This is a genomic window from Slackia faecicanis (assembly GCF_003725295.1).
In the GTDB taxonomy this organism is placed as follows: domain Bacteria; phylum Actinomycetota; class Coriobacteriia; order Coriobacteriales; family Eggerthellaceae; genus Slackia; species Slackia faecicanis.
The window spans coordinates 239,071-257,231 of sequence record NZ_QICB01000002.1 but is presented as its reverse complement, the minus strand read 5'-3'; the positions used below and the strand labels follow the sequence as shown (position 1 = coordinate 257,231).

The window sequence follows — 18,161 nt, the reverse complement described above, 5'->3', positions numbered from 1 at the left end:
AAAAAGGACTCCCATGCTCTACGACATGCACTGCCATCTTGATTTCTCCGATGCAGGCCCCGCTATCGCGCGTTCGATGGCGGGGCGCGCGGCGGCGTTTTCGGCGACGGTCGATCCGCGTGGTTTCGAGCGGGCGCGCGCGGCGTTCGCGGACCTGCCTCATGTGCGCGTGGGCCTGGGACTTCATCCGTGGCAGGCGTCTTCGTCCGATTTCGCCGCGCAGGTCGATGCGGCCGTCGTGCGCATTCCCGCCTGCGCGTTCGTCGGGGAGGTGGGACTTGATTTCTCGCCGCGCCGCTTGGAGACGCGCGAGGCGCAGATGCGTGCGTTCGACCGGGTCGCGGACGCCCTTGTCGGCGAGGGTCCTGCGTTTCCCTGCGGCATCGTGTCGATCCATGCGGTTCGTGCGGTCGACGAGGTTGCCGATGCCTTCGAGCGGCGCGGCGCCACGGCCCGCTCGCGCTTCGAACGCCCTGCGAGCGCGGGCGGGCGCGTCCTCGTGCTGCACTCGTTCGCGGGCACGTCGGACCAGCTGCACCGCGCCGTGGAGGCGGGCTTTCTCTTCTCTGTAGGGCCGCGCATGCTGGCGACGAAGCGGGGCCGCGCCTACGTGCGCGCCGTTCCCGCCGACAGGCTGCTGCTCGAAACCGACATGCCTTCGCACGAAGGCGACCCGTTTTCCGCGGATGCGTGGGCCGAAGCGCTCGAACGCTCGCTTTCGGCGCTCGCCGAAGCGCGCGGCGCCGACCCTGCGGCGCTTCGGGATGCGCTGTGCGCCACGAGCGCGCGCATTCTGGGCATAGACGGCGTCTGAGCCTTTCGCCCGTTTCGAAAGCTGCGCCCGTCTGCGGCATTTCCCGACGTGTCGCGGCGGGTGTGCTGCTAGGATAGGCGCATGCAAGATGCCGGGGCGACGGATGCCCCGCGGCGGCCGAAAGAGGGCTCTATGTTCAACGAAAACCTTGATTCCATCGTCGACGGCTTCGCGAGCAACTACGCGTCGCCTGAAATCTTTTTCACCGACCCCGATCGTCATTTCCCGAACCGCGATGCGATCATCGGCATTCTGGCCGACCTGCGCCACCTGATGTTTCCCCGCTACTTCGGCGACGAAACCCCGACGGGTTCGGACCCGCGCTATTTCATCGGAGAAACCCTGATCCGCATCGAGGACTCGCTGCGCCGCGAGCTGCGCGAGGCCCTGCTGTTCCGCGACGGCGACACCATGGATGCGGCCGCGATCGACGCGCGCGTCGAAGAGGTGTGCTCCACGTTTCTGACGAAGCTTCCCGAGCTGCATAGGGTTCTGCTCAAAGACGTGCAGGCCGCCTTCGACGGCGATCCGGCCGCCCAGAGCAAGGAAGAAATCATCTTCTCGTATCCGGGCTTCTTCGCGGTGTTCGTCTACCGCATCGCGCACGAGCTGTACGTGCAGAAGGTGCCGCTGATCCCGCGCATCATGACCGAGTACGCGCACGGCCGCACCGGCGTCGACATCAACTCGGGCGCCACGATCGGCGAGTACTTCTTCATCGACCACGCCACCGGCGTCGTGATCGGCGAAACCACCACGATCGGCGATCACGTGAAGATCTACCAGGGCGTCACGCTGGGCGCTCTGTCCACGCGTGCGGGCCAGCAGCTTTCGGGCGTTAAGCGCCATCCTACCATCGAGGACAACGTGACGATCTATTCCAACGCGAGCGTTCTCGGCGGCGAGACGGTGGTCGGCGAGGGCACGGTGATTGCGGGCGGCGCATTCGTGACCGAATCCATTCCCGCCAATTCGCGCGTCAGCGTGAAGGGCGTCGAAATCAACGTGCGTCAGCCGCGTAAGAGCCCGGCGAGCTGGGAACTCTAAGCAAGACGCGTATCTTTCGAAAATCGATGAGAGAAGAAGGGCCTGGGCATGGCGTCCGGGCTCTTCGTACGTACGGAGGCATCGGCTGCGTTTTCGTGGCGCTTGCAAACAGGCGTCTCGACGAAAGGAAAGGCTTCGCGAAGCCTTTCGCCGGCTTTCTCGCGCTGGCATGTGCGGCGCTTCGCTTTCTGGTCGCTGCGATCGTTCTGCGAACGCGCTTGCCGCGCCGGGGAAACGCGGATGCTGCAACGAATACCGCCTGCTGCGTTTCGCGCGGACGGCACGCTCCATTCGGCGTCTTCGGCCGTGGATCGCTCGCAGTCGCGATTTCGCGCTACGATCGCGCTTTTTCCGCCTGCGGGCGACGCATTCGCTTGGCCGATGCGGCGATGGCTGCGGCGAACACGATACCCACGCAGGTCAGCGCGCCTGCGGCAGGGAATGCCGCCAGGTAGCTGCCCGTGGCGGCGAGCACGCCCGCGCCGAGCATGGGGCCGATGACCGATGCGCAGGTATAGCCCGAGAACATGAACGCGTAGTTCTGTCCGAAATGCTCGATGCCGAACAGGTCGGCGGTCAGCGCCGGCATGACCGACATGATGCCGCCGAAGGTGGCGCCGATGACGCAGAACGCCACGGTGACCGCGATAAAGCTGTCGGCCCGGCCCAGGAAAAGCGCCATGGTGGCGGCGGTGCCGACCATGCACAGCACCAGCACGGCGTAGCGGCCCAGGCGGTCGGAAAGCATGCCGAATACAAGGCGTCCGCTGAAATTGGCCAGGGCCAGGATGCCCACCTGCGCGGCGCTTTGCGCGGCGGTGAGCCCTGCCAGCTCGGCGCCGATGCCGGCGGCATGCCCCGTGACCATCATGCCGGCGCTGGCGCACACGGCGAACAGCAGCCACATGAACCAGGCGCTCGGCTGGCGCAGCATCTGGTTCATGGTCAGGCTGTTTGCAGCCTTGGGCGTATCGGCTTCGGCCTCGGCGACCTGCTCGGGGGCCTTGCGGATGAAGCTCGCCGCCACCACGGCGGCCACGGCGAAGCCTGCGCCCAGCATATGAAACGTCATAGCGGGCCCGAACGAGCCGATTAGGAAGGTGCCCAGCGGCGCGAACAGGATGGGGGACAGGCCCAGGCATCCGACGCACACGCCGTTGGCCAGGCCGCGCTTGTCGGGGAACCACGCGGTGGCCGTGGCCACCGACACGTTGTAGATGAAGCCGCTGCCGACGCCGCCGAGCAGGCTGAACGTCAGATACAGCGAAAACACCTGGTCGGCGAAGCCCGCCAAAAACCAGCCGGTTGCAAGGCAGAGGCCGCCGCCCATCATGAGCAGGCGAGGGTTGGCTCGCGTCTGCAGATAGCCTGCGAAAAAGCCCGCGAAGCACTCGCATACGATGTAGAAAGAATAGGCGAATGCGACTTCGGGGGCGGCCCATCCGTGCTCGGAGGTCAGCGCGACGCTGATGATGCTCCAGACGTAGATCGAACCGACCAGCGCGTTGAGCGTTCCCGCCGCCGCGAGCACGACCCATCGGTTGACGCCGCGACCCTCTTTCACCATGCGATTGGCAGACATCGCACACCCCTTTCGTCGCCTGTCGCCGGCCCGTTCCCTCGGCTCGGCGCGGTCCGCTCCATTATCGGCAGATGACCATGGATTTTGTCAAGAGAAGGCGCCGCGCCGCGCCGTTGCGGCTCCGTTCGCCCGCATGACGCGTCGTTCGCCTTGAAACGCGGATGCCCCGCCGCGATGGGCGAGGCATCCGTCTGCACCGTCTTGTTCGCGCCGCGCTACAGGCCGAGGCCCTTGGCGACGTTGGCGATGAAGTCCTGCACGTTCGTCACGATGCCGCGCGACGAGAGCGACCCGCGGTCGGTGAGCTTGTTCACGGCGAATTCGGCGATATCCACGCAGTAGAAATACACCTGACGCACTGTGCCGTCGGGCAGCACGCGATACGACGGCGTCATGTTGCCGGTGGCGATGGTGTGCAGCATGGTTGCCATGCAAATCACCGTGGTGGCCTTGCGGATGTGGTCGCGCATGGCGTTTTGCGCCTCATAGGCGTTGCCGATGACGGGCGGCAGCGGGCCGTCATCGCGAATCGATCCCGCCAGCACGTAAGGTACGTGGCTTTTCTCGAGGCTGTACATGATGCCGTCATGTACGTTTTCTTCCTCGATGAACTTCGCGATCGAGCCGTGGTATTTCACGCGATTGATGGTGTCGAGGTGGTGGTAGTGGCCGCCCGGGCTGTTTTCCTGGGTATCGATATCCTGGCCGAGCGCGGTATGCAGATAGGCGCCTTCCAGGTCATGCGTAGCCAGCGCGTTGCCGGCGAACACCGCGTCGACGTAACCCGCTTCGATGATCTTCGAGAACGCCGTGCGTGAGAAGCCGTTGAACGAAAATGCCGGTCCCATGACCCACACCACGTATCCGTGGTCGCGTTCGTATTTCAGCAGTTCGTAGAGTTCGTCGTAATCGCGCGAAAAGGCCGTCTCGCGGCTGCGGCCCAAGCGGAAGGCGAAGCTCTCTTTTGCGCGGTCGGGTTCGTCGAAGCCGTCGGTATGCACGTAGATGCCCTCTTCGGCGTTCTCGGTGCGCCCGCACACGATGGCGTCGCCCTGCTTGATGAAGCGGAACTCGCGCACGAAGATGCGCCCGTCCTCGTAGACCGCCACGCAATCCATGCGGCTGTCTTCGGCCAGAAGCCAACGGCCGTCGATTTTGAAATATTCGGGATAGATGCTCAGGGCGTGGTAGCCTTCGGGCGCCACGGTGTCTTTGGGCGCGGGCATCAGCACGGCGTTCGGCGCGTCGACGAAGCGCGCCTGCTCGAAATCGGGCGGAGTGTAGGGTTTCAGCGTGAAGCTCATAGGCGTTCGCCTCCAGGTGTGCGCTGCGACGCCCGCTTCGTCGGCGGGCCTTCGAGACGGGCGTCGCATCGTCGTTCGGTCGCCGCGGTGCGGCGGTGTTTCGCTGCTGATTCTAACAGAAGCGCCTTGCGGCGTTTCGCATGCGGGAAGGGCCGTTGCGCCGTCGTTGCCGCAGAAAAAACCGGCCCCCGAAGGAGCCGGTTCGCAAGGCGCGGTATTCGATGCGACAGCGTTATTCCGCGTCGGCGGATTCGGCCTTCTTGTCGGCGAATTCCATCTTCTGGCCGCGCGTCTTGGCGCACATGCTCACGGCGCCGCCGAGCGCGATGAGCGCGATGGCGTTGGGAAGAACCATGAGCTGGTTGAACATGTCGGCGAGCTCCCAGACCAGGTCGTTGGCGAGCAGAGAGCCGATGAAGATGAACACCAGGGCGATGCAGGAGAACACCGGCACGGCCTTCTTGCCGAAGAGGTATTCGATGTTGATCTTCGCGAACAGGTTCCAGCTGATGATCGTGGAGAAGGCGAAGAACAGCAGGCAGACGGCGACGAAGATGTTGCCGCCCGCGGTGCCGAACAGGCTGCCGAAGGCAATCTGGGCCATGTTGGTCTTGTCGACGCTGTCATAGAGGCCCTGGGCAAGCAGGCCGTCGCCCACGTACAGGGTGACGATGCAGGTCAGAGCGGTGATGGTCACCACGACGAAGGTGTCGACGAACACGGCCACGATGGCTACGACGCCCTGCTCGTGCGGGTTCTTCACGTTGGCCATGGCGTGTGCGTGCGGGGTGGAGCCCATGCCGGCCTCGTTGGAGAACAGGCCGCGCTTGGCGCCCTGAGACAGGGCCGCGATCAGGCCGAAGGTGACGCCGCCCACGGATGCCTGCGGGTTGAAGGCGCATTCGAAGATCAGGGCGAAGGCCGCGGGAACCTCGGATGCGTTCACGATGAGCACGCCGATGCCGCCGATCAGATAGATGACCGCCATGATCGGGACCATCTTTTCGGTGACGGAGGCGATGCGGCTCACGCCGCCCAGGAAGATGAAGCCGCCGGCGATCACGATGATCAGGCCCATGATCCAGGTGGGAATGCCGAACGCGGTGTTGCAGGTGGATGCGATCGAATTGGACTGCACCATGCAGCCCATGATGCCGAGCGCGAGCACGATGGCGATGGCGAAAAATCCTGCGAGGAACTTGCCGAACTTGCCCTTGAACGCGGTTCTGATGTAATAGACCGGGCCGCCGTGGACGGTGCCGTCGGCGTCGACGCGGCGGGTTTTCTGGGCAAGGACGGCCTCGGCGTAGTTGGTGGCCATGCCAAGGAAGGCGATGACCCACATCCAGAAGATGGCGCCCGGGCCGCCGATCAGGATGGCGCCGCATGCGCCCACGATGTTGCCGGTGCCGACCTGCGCGGCGATTGCGGTGGCGAGCGCCTGGAACGAGCTCATGCCGCTTTTGTGCTTGCCGCCGTTGAGCGAGAAATTGCCGAAGACACCCTTCAGGCCTTCGCCGAAACAGCGAACCTGTACGAATCGGGTTTTGATGGTGAAGAAAAGACCCGTGCCGATAAGCAGAATAATCAGCACGTAATTCGAAAGATACGAATTGACGGTTTGGACGAATGTAAGCAGTGCGGCTTCCACGTTACCTCCTCAGGGCACATCGAGAAGCCTCTGGGGAGCGAATGAATCCGCCGACTGTCGTCGGAAGAACCGTTCTCTGTCCTTTTGCCTGAGAGATTCGGCTTCGTAAGAGGGCACATGGGAATGCGCGCTGCCCGAAAGCCTTGCACCGTCGGCACTCATTTAAGAGTTCTCCAGAGGTTTCTCCACTTCCGGTCTCGACCGATCCCGAAAGCTTCAACGAAATGGTATGGCGGCATTATCTTACGAAATCGTGCGAATATGCAAGAAAAAGTTGTCGTGCTGCCGAAGAAGGGCGTTTTGTCGTATGAGCCGCCGTGAGCGGTGCGGTTTGAATCGCGAGCGGCAATGCGCGCCGGTCGCGGCGGCGGCAGCGCGCGTTTGTCGACCGTTGCACCATTCGCCGATGCTCCGCCGTTCGCGAAATTGCGCCGGTTTCGCGCACTTCATCCGCGCATCGGCGCTATCATGCTTTAGCATGCAAAAGTAATGAGGCCTCCGCTCGCTTCGGCGGGTGCCGCGCACATCGCGTTCGCGGCCGAGGCATTTCGCGTTCGACGATTCACGAAGAAGGGTGGACCATGGCGAAGATTCAGATGACCACGCCGCTGGTTGAGATGGACGGCGACGAGATGACCCGTATTATCTGGCAGATGATCAAAGACGATCTGATCTGCCCGTTCGTCGACCTGAAGACCGAGTATTACGATCTGGGCCTGGAGCATCGCAACGAGACCGACGACGCCGTGACGGTGGAATCGGCCGAGGCCGCCAAGCGCCTGGGCGTCGCCGTGAAGTGCGCGACGATCACCGCCAATGCCGCCCGCGTGAAGGAATACGGCCTCAAGCAGATGTGGAAAAGCCCCAACGGCACCATTCGCGCCATGCTGGACGGCACGGTGTTTCGCGCGCCGATCGTGGTGCGCGGCATCGAGCCGTGCGTGAGCAACTGGAAGGCGCCGATCACGCTGGCCCGCCACGCGTACGGCGACGTGTACGAGAACGCCGAGATACGCATCCCCGGCGCCGGAAAGGTGGAGCTGGTCTATACCGCGGCAGACGGCACCGAAGAGCGCGAGCTGGTGCACGAATTCGACGGCCCGGGCGTCGTGCAGGGCATGCACAACCTGGACGCTTCGATCGAAAGCTTCGCGCGCAGCTGCTTCAACTACGCGCTCGATACGCGTCAGGACGTGTGGTTCTCCACCAAGGACACCATTTCCAAGAAATACGACCACCGCTTCAAAGACATCTTCCAGGAGATCTTCGACGCCGAATACAAGGAGCGCTTCGATGAAGCCGGCATCGAGTATTTCTACACGCTGATCGACGACGCCGTTGCCCGTGTGATGAAGTCCAAGGGCGGCTTCATCTGGGCCTGCAAGAACTACGACGGCGACGTGATGAGCGACATGGTTTCGTCGGCATTCGGTTCGCTCGCCATGATGACCTCCGTGCTGGTCTCGCCCGACGGCGTGTACGAGTACGAGGCGGCTCACGGCACGGTGCAGCGCCACTACTACAAGCACCTCAAGGGCGAAGAGACGTCTACCAACTCGGTGGCTACGATCTTCGCGTGGTCGGGCGCGCTGCGTAAGCGCGGCGAGCTGGACGGCCTGCCTGAACTCATGGCCTTCGCCGACCGCCTGGAGCAGGCGACGGTCGATACGATCGAGGCGGGCGAGATGACGGGCGACTTGGCGCTGATCACCACGATCGAAAACCCCGTGAAGCTTTCTACGCGCGAGTTCATCCAGGCGATCGCGAAACGCCTGGCCGCATAAGGTTTTCGCGAGAATCCCGGCGCATCGGAAAGCCGGGGCGTATGAAGCAGCCTCCCGTTTCCTCGGTGAACGAAAAGAAACGGGAGGCTTTCTTTATGGCCGTCTGTCGCGTTCGTATTCGCTGCGGTCTTGGGGCTTCTGCCGCTCGCCTAGAACCACTTCAGGCGTTTGAGGATGGCGAGCATGATCGCGAGCACGCCCGCGGTGACACCCGTGACGATAGCGAAGCCGTAGGGCGAATCGGCCAGCGGAATGCCTTCGAGGTTCATGCCGAATACGCCGCCGATCACCGTGGGAACGCACAGCACGAGCGTGATCGTGGCCACGAGCTGCATGGTGTGGTTGAGGTCGTAATCCATCATCAGGCCGAAATGGTTGATCGTGGAGTCTAGGATCTCGGAATAGATCTTCGTGGTTTCGAGCGCCTGCTTGTTCTCGATGATGGCGTCGTCGAGCACCTCGAGCGCTTCGGGGTCGTACGACGAAGCCGCATAACGCCTGTAGCGTTCGAAGATGTTGTCGTTGGCGGTCAGCGAGGTTTTGATATAGACGAGCGAGGCATCCAGGGCATAGAGTTCTTCGAGGTCTTTGCGCTCGGGCTTGTCGGCGGCGTCGGACAGGCTTATGCGGCGCCTGTTGATCGCGTGCAGCGACGAGAAATACGCTTCGGACGAGGCGATCAGGATGTCGCTCGCGAAGGCTTTGATGTCGGAGGTGTCGTGCACGTTGCGCCATGATTTCAGGATGGCGATCAAGGGAACGCGATAGACCGAGCATACCGATATGACATGCCCCGACGTTTCGAAAATGCCGATAGGAATGGTGGTGTAGCGCTTCCTTTCGGCATTTTTGACGTGCATGGGCGTGTCCACGATGAACATGGTGTAATCGGCGTTGCGCTCGATGCGCGAAACCTCTTCGAGGTCGAGCGGCGCGCGGATGTCGTCTTCGTCGATGCCGAAGCGGCGCGCGACGCAGAGCAGCTCGTCGCTCGTCGGCTCGAACAGCGCGATCCAGCAGCCGGGGCGCTCTTCGTCGATCTTGGTCAGAATGCGGGATTGTTCGTCGGTGTGGAAGTATTCGATCACGGCGGCCCCCTTCTGTCGAACTCGAGACGCTTACGGTTCAGGCCATCATAGTCGAACATGCGAGAAAATGACCTCGATCTGACATGAAGCGCAGACAATCGCCGCCGAGGCGGGGGCGCAATGCGAAAGAAGCCTCCCGGAGGAGGCTTCTTCGTCGATTACGGAACGGCTGTCTTATTCTTTGCCGGTCCAGCAGTAGGTGCAGACCTTCGAGGGGTCGATGCCGATGCCCTCGAGCATGCCGTCGAGCGACTGGTAGCCCAGCGAATCGAAACCGAGCTTCTCGCAGATGGTGCGCAGCAGGCACTTGCCGCGCTCGGTGGAGGCGTCGGCGTACTCGTCGAGATGCTTCTGGCCCTCGTCGCCTTCGAGCTCCTGGATCGTGCGGCGCGAGATGAGGTCCATCTCGGATTTACTGCTCGAGAAGCTCAGGTACTTGCAGCTGAACATGATCGGCGGGCAGGCGGAGCGCATGTGCACTTCCTTGGCGCCCGCGCCGTAGAGGAAGTCCACCGTTTCGCGCAGCTGGGTGCCGCGCACGATGGAGTCGTCCACCAGCAGCAGCTTCTTATCGGCGATCAGCTCGGGCACGGGGACCTGCTTCATCTTGGCCACGCGGTTGCGCACCTCCTGGTTGGAAGGCATGAACGAACGCGCCCACGTGGGGGTGTATTTGATGAAGGGGCGGGCGAAGGGCGTCTTGCTCTCGGTGGAGTAGCCGATCGCGTGCGGCACGCCGGAATCGGGCACGCCGGCCACGTAGTCGACTTCGGGAAGCCTGCCCTGGGCGGCCTCGTCGCGCGCCATGATGGCGCCGTTGCGGTAACGCACCACTTCGACGTTCTGGCCTTCGTAGTTGGAGTTCGGGTAGCCGTAGTAGGTCCACAAAAACGCGCAGATCTTCATGTCGTCGCCCGCGGGCGCGATGGTCTCGTACGAATCGGCGTTCACGCGCACGATTTCGCCCGGCCCCAGCTCGTATTCGTCGTCATAGCCCAGCTTGTGGTAGGGGAACGATTCGAACGAGATGCAGTGGCCGTCTTCGTTTTTGCCCACGAGAACCGGCAGGCGGCCCATCTTGTCGCGCGCGGCGAGGATTTCGCCCTCGTCGGTCATGATGAGCAGGGTCAGCGAGCCGTCGATGACCTCTTGCGCGAACTTGATGCCGTCGACGAAGTTGTCCTTCTGGTTGATCAGGGCGGCCACCAGCTCGGTGTTGTTCACCTTGCCGGAGCTCATGGCCATGAACTGCTTGCCGCCCGCCGAGAAGCACTCCTCGATCAGCTGTTCCGCGTTGTTGATGATGCCCACCGTGGTGATGCCGAAAGTGCCCAGGTGGGAGCGGACGAGCAGGGGCTGCGGGTCGGTGTCGCTGATGCAGCCGATGCCGCTGCCTCCGTGGAAGCCCTGAAGATCGGCCTCGAACTTCGTTCGAAACGGCGTGTTCTCGATCGAATGGATTTCCCTCTGGAACCCGGTCTCGGAATCGAAGAAGATCATGCCTGCGCGACGCGTTCCCAGATGGGAGTGGTAGTCGACGCCGAAAAATACGTCGAGAACCACGTCATGATGGGACGCGGCTCCGAAAAATCCGCCCATTGCGTACCTCTCATCGTCGGTTGCTGTGTCGAAAGAGCAAGTATACCCCCAAAGGCTCGCGAAACGGCGAAAGCGGCATCTTGCGGCGATTATTCAAAATATCGAAACAAATTGGCTCGGGTATTCGCTCCGTATTCTTCGTATGCTGCGAAGGCCGGCCGTCGGGTCCGGGAACGGTGCGGAAACGAAATGCGCCGCGCTCCAGGACGGAACGCGGCGCACGGAAGAGGCGCTTTGCTAGCCGAGCAGCGGCGTGAGCTCGCCGGGCGCCAGGATGACGATGCGTCCCGTGGCGCGCGAGATGCTCGTGTACAGGCGGTTGCGCGCCACGCGTCCTTCGCCGAACACTTCGGGGCGCGCGTCGGGGATGATCACCTGGTCGAACTCGAGGCCCTTGGCGAACTCGAGCGTCATGAGCACCACGCCGCTCGCGGGAAGCGTGGCGTCGTCGGCGATCACGGCGGGCGCGTCCTCGCCCAGGATGGCCTGGACGCGCTTGAGCGAGGCGCGGCTGTCGGCGATCACGGCGGTCAGGCCGGCCATGCCGCGCGCCTGCTCCACGGCGTCGCGCAGGGCGCTTTCGTAGGCGCGCGCGTCGTCGAACGCCTCGATGCGCGGTTCGGCGCGCTCGTGCTGCACCGAGGACACGCGCATGCGGTCTTCTTTCGGCATGAGCTTTGTGAACAGCTCGGTGATCTGCGGAGACGAGCGATAGCTGGTCAGCAGGCGACATTCCTGCACCTCGGAGCCCGCGCGCTCGAACACCGCTTCGATTTCGTCGAACGACGCGGTGCCTTCTTTGATCGCCTGGTTCTCGTCGCCCAGAAGCAGGAAACGCGCGCGGCGGAAGTAGCGGCGCAGCACCATGAGCTGGGCGCATGTGTAGTCCTGCACCTCGTCCACCATGACGTATTTGACGTTCGCGTCGCCCATGCCGCTCACGGCCATCTTCAGATAGACCCACTCGACAGGCAACAGGCCCTCGACGCCCAGGATGCGCATGCCGATGCGGTCGATGCGCAGCCAATCGTCGCGTTCCACCGTGTCGAAGGCGGCGGCGTAGCGGTCGTTGAGGTAGGTCAGCGTGCATTCGCGCAGCTCGGCGTCGGTCTGCGGGGCGATCGTCTCGTGGAAGATGCGCACCTGCTCCTGGACCGAAAGGGCCGTGGCCTCGTTTTGCGCGCGCTCGGTGGCGGCCATCTGCCTCAGGCGGTTCTCCAGGCGCTTGTGCAGTTCTTCGCGCATGAGCGTGACCAGGTGCGGGCCTGCGGGAATGCGGCGGAACTTGTCGGCCGCCTGGCGGATCTGGCCGGCGGAGATGAGCTGCGTGCCTTCGCAGACGATGTCTTTGAAGTCGTCGGGATCGAACGTCAGGCCGCGCACGGCTTCGTCGATGCGTTCCAGGGCCTCGGGCGCCACGTCGGCGCGGCCGCGGCTGCGCTCGGGCGGCATGATGCGGGCCATGAACTGGTTGAACGTCATGGTTTCGGGGTTGCTTTCGCCCAGGTCGGGCAGCACCTGCTCGATATAGCGGCTGAACACCGGGTTCGGCGTGATCAGGTACACGTCTTCGGGCTTGAGCGTTTCGCGATGGCGGTAGAACAGGTAGGCGATGCGTTGCATGAGCACGGAGGTCTTGCCGGAGCCCGCGATGCCGTTGACCAGCAGCGCATCGACGTCTTCGTGGCGGATGACTTCGTTTTGCTCTTTCTGGATGGTGGCGGTGATCGCCTTCATGTGCGACGAGCGCTCCTGCGAAAGCGAGGCCAGCAGCATGGCGTCCTGGATGGCCACCGTGGTGTCGAAGTATGCGTTCAGACGGTCGGCCTCGATGTCGAACTGGCGGCGCAGCTTCAGGTCGACGCGGATGGTGCGGCCGTTCGCCTGATACGACGTGGGACCGTTCTCCTGGTTGTAGTACACCTCGGCCACGGGGGAGCGCCAGTCCACCACGAGGCGCTTGTAGTTCTCGTCGGAGATGCCGGCGTTGCCGATGTAGAGCTCCTTGGGCGCATCGCCCGGTTTGAACTGCAGCGCCACCTTGGCGAAGTAGGGCTGGTGCATGAGCAGGCGCACCTTCTGCAGGTTCTGGAAGTTGAGCTCCTGGGCGGCGTTGTACAGGTCGATCGTCTTGTTGGCCGAGGCGAATTCGGCGTAGGTCTCGAAGGCCTCGCCCATGCTGGCGAAGTTGCCGGTGAGCTCGTCGGCGAGCATTTCCTTATCGGCCGCCACGTCGTCGTCGAGCTTTTGGATCTTGGCCACCAGGGCGCGCTCCATGGCGGCGAGCTTCGCGTAGGTTCCGCTCAGGTGCCGGCGCTCTTCGAGCAGGATAGGGTCGTCGGTTCGTTCGTCCTGGCCGCAGGCGGGCGACGCCTGGTCGCTCGCGGCGCGGGGCAGGTTCGGTTGTGCTGAATCGGTGAACACGATGTCTCCTTGGGATTCGTCTGGCGTGCATCGGCGGGCCGGGCGCGCGAAACGCCGCCGCCTCGAAAAGGTATTCCGGGTACAATGGCACATGCGCGCCCGTCCGTGGAGGCGGCGCGTCATTTTGCACGATAACTACGGCTTGCGGCGCCCTGCGCCCGCACGCCTTCGCCGCCCGCGGACGGGCGGATTCTCGATGACGGATAGAGGTTGTATGGCAGACGAACAGGAAGCCGTCGGCGGAGCCGACGCCTACGGATCGCTCGGCGCGCTGGTGCCCCAGGCGGTCTGGGACAAATATTGGGACTACTCCCAGGACGAAGAGCTCGACGAGGCCGATGCGCCGTTGTCGGGCGATTCCGGCCTCGAGGGGGCGGAAGAGGAGGGGCGTCATGCTCAAACAGTCCTGAGCTCGCACGATCGCCCCGCCGGGGCGATCGGCTCGTGCGGAACTGCGCGTGACACCCCTCCTCTTCCTTCGAGCGACGGAGAAGCGGGCGAGCACGAGATGCCCCCTCTCCCGACTTCCGAGGAAGCGCTCGAGATGTTTTTGGAATGGGTGGACGATCGCGGCATCGAGCCGTGGCCGCATCAGGAAGAGGCGCTCATGGGCCTCATGATGGGCGACCACGTGATCTTGGGCACGCCCACCGGCTCGGGCAAGTCGCTCGTGGCGCTGGGCATGCATTTCATGGCGATCATGACGGGCAAGGTGTCGTACTACACGGCGCCGATCAAGGCGCTCGTCAGCGAGAAGTTCTTCTCGCTCGTCGACGTGCTGGGCCGCGAGAACGTGGGCATGATCACGGGCGACGTGTCGATCAACCCGTACGCCCCCGTGGTGTGCTGCACGGCGGAAATCCTGGCGAACCAGGCCCTGCGCGAGGGCGAGAACGCCGACGTGGGCTGCGTGGCCATGGACGAATTTCACTTCTACGGCGACCCGCAGCGCGGCTGGGCATGGCAGGTGCCGCTGCTCACGCTTCCGCAGACGCAGTTTCTGCTGATGAGCGCCACGCTTGGCGATGTCACGCAGATCGTCGACACGCTCAAGCGCCACACCGACGCCGAGGTGGACGTCATCGCCGACGCGCCCCGTCCCGTTCCGCTGAGCTACGAATACGTGAAAACGCCGCTCGAGGGCACGGTGGAGCTGGCCATCCGCGCGAAGGAGACGCCGCTTTACATCGTGCACTTCTCGCAGGACGCCGCGCTCGACACTGCGCAGTCGCTGGCGAGCTACGGCGTGGCCACCAAAGAGCAGCGCGAGGCCATCAAGCAGGCCATCAAAGGCGCTCGCTTCACCACGGCGTTCGGCAAGACGCTCCAGCGCCTGCTGGGCTGCGGCGTGGGCGTACATCACGCGGGCATGCTGCCGCGCTACCGTCTGCTTATGGAGAAGCTCGCCCAGCAGGGCCTTCTTCCCGTGATCTGCGGCACCGACACGCTGGGCGTGGGCATCAACGTGCCGATCCACACCGTGATCTTGACCGCGCTCACGAAGTTCGACGGCTTCAAGATGCGCAGGCTGCGCGCCCGCGAGTTCCATCAGATCGCCGGCCGCGCGGGCCGTTCGGGCTTCGACACCGAAGGCATGGTGATCGCCGAGGCGCCCGAGCATGAGATCGAGAACGCCAAGGCGCTGCAGAAGGCGGGCGACGACCCCAAGAAGCTGCGCAAGCTGAAGAAGAAAAAGCCGCCCGAGGGCTTCGTGAACTGGAACGAAGACACGTTCGCGAAGCTGATCGACGCGGCCCCCGAAACGCTCAAGCCGCGCATGCGCATCACGCACTCCATGGTGCTCGCCGTGGTGTCGCGCGGCGGCGACGCGTTCGCGCGCGTGCGCAAGCTCATCGACGACTCAGCCCAGCCGCTCGAGGAGAAAGAGCAACTCTACGTGCGCGCCGACGAAGTGTTTGCCACTTTGATCGATGCGGGCGTCGTGGAGAAGGTGGAGGCCGAGGACGGCGGCGTCGAGTATCGCGCCACGGTTGATATGCCTCAGGATTTCGCGCTCGACCAGCCCCTTTCGCCGTTTTTGCTGGCGGCGCTCGAGCTGCTCGACCCCGAAAGCGAGACGTATGCGCTCGACGTGATCTCTATGGTGGAGGCCACGCTGGAGAATCCGCGCCAGGTGCTGCGCGCCCAGGAGCGCAAGGCGCGCGAGAAGGCGGTGGCCGAGATGAAGGCCGACGGCGTCGATTACGAAGAACGCCTCGACCGCATCGCCGACATCACGTATCCCAAGCCGCTCGAAGAGCTGCTCGACCAGGCGTTCGCCCAGTATTGCGAGGCCGTTCCGTGGGCGCGCGATTACGAGCTCGCGCCGAAGTCGGTTCTGCGCGACATGCTGGAAACGGTGTCGGGCTTCAAGGAGTACGTGGCGCGTTACGGCATCGCCCGCAGCGAGGGCACGTTTTTGCGCTATCTGTCCGACGCCTACCGCGTGCTCGACCGCACGGTGCCGCAGGACAAGCGCGACGACCGATTGAAGGACGTTATCGCGTGGCTGGGGCTTGTGGTGCGCTCGGTCGACTCGAGTCTCGTGGACGAATGGGAGTCGGCGGGTTCGATGGAAGACGTCGCGGCGCCGACGGATGCCGACGCGGTGGTGCGCGACCGCCGCGGTCTGACGCTTCTGGTGAGGAATTCGCTGTTCAGGCGCGTGAGCCTGGCTGCGCGCGACGACGTGGAGCAGCTCGGCGACATGGATATGGAATGGGGCTTCGGCGCCCGTCGCTGGCAGGAGGCGCTCGATGCGTTCTACGAGGCGCATGAAGAGTTGCTGCTCGATGCCGACGCCCGCTCGAACGCGTACTTCGTCCTGGACGAATCCGACGAGCGTTCGCAGCGCGTGTGGCACGTGCGCCAGATCTTCCACGACGCCGACGGCGACAGCGACTTCGGCATCAGGGCCGATGTGGATCTGGATGCCACGCAGGAGACGGGCGACGTGGTTCTGTCGAACTACCGCGTGGGCTTCGCCGAAAATATCTTGGATTAAACGTTGACGTTCAAAAGGCGCTGCATGAAAAAGGCCGCGGGATCGATTCCGCGGCCTTTTCGCGTTCGGGGCGTGGTTGCGGGCCCGCGCGTCAGGAAAGCGTGGTCAGGCGGCCTTGGTAGCCGCAGGCGATGCGGGCGGGGTGCCCTTCGCGTTCTGTGACGGCGCGAAAGCCTTGTTTCGCCAGGTCGTATTCGTTGTTGTTTTCCGATACGTGCATGGCGGCCACCGCTTCGAGGCGCGTGCTCAGAAGCGACGCCAGCTCTTCGGCGCCCTGCTCGTTGGAAAGGTGGCCTTCGTCGGACGCGATGCGTCGTTTGACCACGTAGGGGTAGGGGCCTTCGCTCAGCATGCGCGGGTCGTGGTTGCTTTCCAGCGCGAGCAGGCGCACGTCTTGCAGATGGGCGTGGGCGGCGTCGGTGACGATGCCCGTGTCGGTCATAAAGCCCGCCGCGTCGCCGTTCGCTTCGATGCGGAATCCGAACGATGCGGCCGCGTCGTGCGAGGTGGCGAAGGCGACGATGCTCATGCCCGCCGCTGAGACGAGGGCCTCGGGCGCAAGCGCGCGGATTTCGCACGTCTCTTCTATATCTTGAAGATGCTTGCTGGCCTGCAGCGTGGCGGGCGCGGCATAGATTGCGGGGCGGCGCCCCAGCTTCGCCAGGCCGCGCATGGTCACGCCGATGCCTTTGGTGTGGTCGCCGTGTTCATGCGTGATCAGCACGGCGTCGAGCTTGGCGGGGTCGAAACCTGCTTCGTCGCAGCGGGCGAAGAAATCGCGCTTGCAGATGCCGCAGTCGATCAGCACGCCGCGTCCGGTGGCGGCGTTTTCGACGACGGCCGCATTGCCGCGGCTTCCGCTGGCAAGAATATGAAGCTTAAGCATGAAGGCGTTCCTGATCGCGCCGCGGGCTAATCGCCCATCGAGAACACGAGGACGCCCGTCTGGCCCAGGCCGATGATGCACATGGCCACGCCGACGATTCCCAGGATGAGGCCCGCGGTGGAGGCGTTGTTGCCGTTGGTTCCGGTGATCGATTTATGCGCACGCGACGCGGCGATGGCGGCGAGGCCCAGGATGAGTGCGAACGGGATGCCCGCCAGACCGAAAAGCGTTCCTTCGATGGCGGCGATGATGCCCATGACCAGCGACGCGATGCCGCAGCTTTCCTCGCTCGCGCCCGTTTTGGCGCGCCTCCACAGCACGATGCCTGCGATCGCGCCGCCGACGAACAAGGCGATGGCGGGCGTTGCGGCGACGAGAATTTCGGACAGGTCGAGGCCGAAGATTTGCATGAGGGTCCTTTCGAGAGGCGTTCGTATTCCGTCCAGTATAGGCCATCGCGGCGCGCGGGCGGGCCGCTGCAGGTTACAGCAGCATAACGGCGACGATGACGATGGCCGAGAACAGGGCGGAGACCAGCCCGAACAGTCCTAGGGCGAATCCCGTGCGGTAGACGTTGCTGCGCGCGGCGGTGCGTTTGCGATAGCCGCTCGATTTGACGAGGGCGCTTATGCCGAGCGCCGCCGCGAAGGGCGCGCCCAAAACGCCGAAGACCGCTATTTCTCCCACGGCGGCGACGCCCATGACCACGGACGCTTTCGCAAGGCGGCGCTCGCCGCCTCGGCGGCGCGAATCCCTGCATATGATGCTTGCGGCCAGAAAGGCGACGAGCATCGCGATCGTCGCGACCAGCACGACGATGACGGCGCGCAGGAATTCGGGTATGTCGGGGAGCAGCAAGTCCATGGGCATCCTTTCGTGAGGCGTTTTCCTAGTATAAGCGCACGGCGCGGTGAGCGCGGACATGCGAAGGGCCTCCGCGTTCGCACTGCGAAGCAAAGGTCCTTCGGAAAGCATGTT

The 18,161-nt window shown here is 63.9% G+C and carries 13 protein-coding genes and 1 riboswitch; of the genes, 4 read left to right on the top strand and 9 right to left on the bottom strand.

Annotation, left to right across the window (positions count from 1 at the left end; all coding sequences use genetic code 11):
- The first annotated feature begins 13 nt into the window (after positions 1-13).
- Together DMP07_RS08750 and DMP07_RS03685 are read left to right on the top strand one after the other, a co-directional pair.
- A complete protein-coding gene (locus tag DMP07_RS08750; protein WP_161957012.1) occupies positions 14-814 on the top strand; it encodes a TatD family hydrolase in 801 nt (266 codons plus the stop codon).
- 132 nt (positions 815-946) lie between these two features.
- Entirely contained in the window at positions 947-1,861 is a 915-nt protein-coding gene (locus tag DMP07_RS03685; RefSeq protein ID WP_123197795.1) for a serine O-acetyltransferase, read from the top strand.
- A gap of 334 nt (positions 1,862-2,195) precedes the next feature.
- On the opposite strand, the gene DMP07_RS03675 is transcribed toward DMP07_RS03685, so the two are convergent.
- The 3 genes from DMP07_RS03675 to DMP07_RS03665 all read right to left on the bottom strand — a co-directional run bounded on the left by DMP07_RS03675 (position 2,196) and on the right by DMP07_RS03665 (position 6,398).
- Entirely contained in the window at positions 2,196-3,443 is a 1,248-nt protein-coding gene (locus DMP07_RS03675) for an L-lactate MFS transporter (protein WP_123197793.1), read from the bottom strand.
- A 215-nt stretch (positions 3,444-3,658) separates the two neighbouring features.
- Positions 3,659-4,747: a putative NPN-dependent ornithine cyclodeaminase gene (locus DMP07_RS03670; protein WP_123197792.1), complete on the bottom strand. Its 1,089-nt coding sequence runs from the start codon at positions 4,745-4,747 to the stop codon at positions 3,659-3,661.
- Between the two features lie 232 nt (positions 4,748-4,979).
- Positions 4,980-6,398, bottom strand: coding sequence for an alanine/glycine:cation symporter family protein (locus DMP07_RS03665; RefSeq protein ID WP_123197791.1), 1,419 nt, complete (start codon positions 6,396-6,398; stop codon positions 4,980-4,982).
- Between the two features lie 66 nt (positions 6,399-6,464).
- Positions 6,465-6,585, bottom strand: a riboswitch (glycine riboswitch).
- A 394-nt stretch (positions 6,586-6,979) separates the two neighbouring features.
- Here DMP07_RS03665 and DMP07_RS03660 point away from each other — a divergent pair.
- Positions 6,980-8,182 carry an NADP-dependent isocitrate dehydrogenase gene (locus DMP07_RS03660; RefSeq protein ID WP_123197790.1) on the top strand — a complete coding sequence of 401 codons (1,203 nt, stop codon included), beginning with the start codon at positions 6,980-6,982 and terminating at the stop codon, positions 8,180-8,182.
- Between the two features lie 149 nt (positions 8,183-8,331).
- Here DMP07_RS03660 and DMP07_RS03655 read toward each other — a convergent pair whose 3' ends face one another.
- The 3 genes from DMP07_RS03655 to DMP07_RS03645 form a co-directional block, all read right to left on the bottom strand.
- The gene (locus DMP07_RS03655) at positions 8,332-9,270 is read right to left on the bottom strand and encodes a magnesium transporter CorA family protein (protein ID WP_123197789.1); all 939 of its coding nucleotides are present in this window, start codon (positions 9,268-9,270) and stop codon (positions 8,332-8,334) included.
- A 174-nt stretch (positions 9,271-9,444) separates the two neighbouring features.
- The gene (locus DMP07_RS03650) at positions 9,445-10,869 is read right to left on the bottom strand and encodes an amidophosphoribosyltransferase (protein ID WP_123197788.1); all 1,425 of its coding nucleotides are present in this window, start codon (positions 10,867-10,869) and stop codon (positions 9,445-9,447) included.
- Positions 10,870-11,106: 237 nt separating this feature from the next.
- On the bottom strand, positions 11,107-13,293 hold the full coding sequence (locus tag DMP07_RS03645; RefSeq protein ID WP_342210401.1) for a HelD family protein: 2,187 nt from the start codon (positions 13,291-13,293) through the stop codon (positions 11,107-11,109).
- A gap of 214 nt (positions 13,294-13,507) precedes the next feature.
- Here DMP07_RS03645 and DMP07_RS03640 point away from each other — a divergent pair, with 214 nt between their 5' ends.
- Positions 13,508-16,297, top strand: coding sequence for a DEAD/DEAH box helicase (locus DMP07_RS03640; RefSeq protein ID WP_244594839.1), 2,790 nt, complete (start codon positions 13,508-13,510; stop codon positions 16,295-16,297).
- Between the two features lie 91 nt (positions 16,298-16,388).
- Here the strand turns inward: DMP07_RS03640 and DMP07_RS03635 are convergent, their stop codons facing one another.
- The 3 genes from DMP07_RS03635 to DMP07_RS03625 form a co-directional block, all read right to left on the bottom strand.
- Complete coding sequence (locus DMP07_RS03635) at positions 16,389-17,183, bottom strand: MBL fold metallo-hydrolase (protein ID WP_123197786.1); 795 nt, start codon at positions 17,181-17,183, stop codon at positions 16,389-16,391.
- A gap of 26 nt (positions 17,184-17,209) precedes the next feature.
- Complete coding sequence (locus tag DMP07_RS03630) at positions 17,210-17,593, bottom strand: hypothetical protein (RefSeq protein ID WP_123197785.1); 384 nt, start codon at positions 17,591-17,593, stop codon at positions 17,210-17,212.
- A 73-nt stretch (positions 17,594-17,666) separates the two neighbouring features.
- On the bottom strand, positions 17,667-18,047 hold the full coding sequence (locus DMP07_RS03625; RefSeq protein WP_123197784.1) for a hypothetical protein: 381 nt from the start codon (positions 18,045-18,047) through the stop codon (positions 17,667-17,669).
- Between the last annotated feature and the right edge of the window lie 114 nt (positions 18,048-18,161).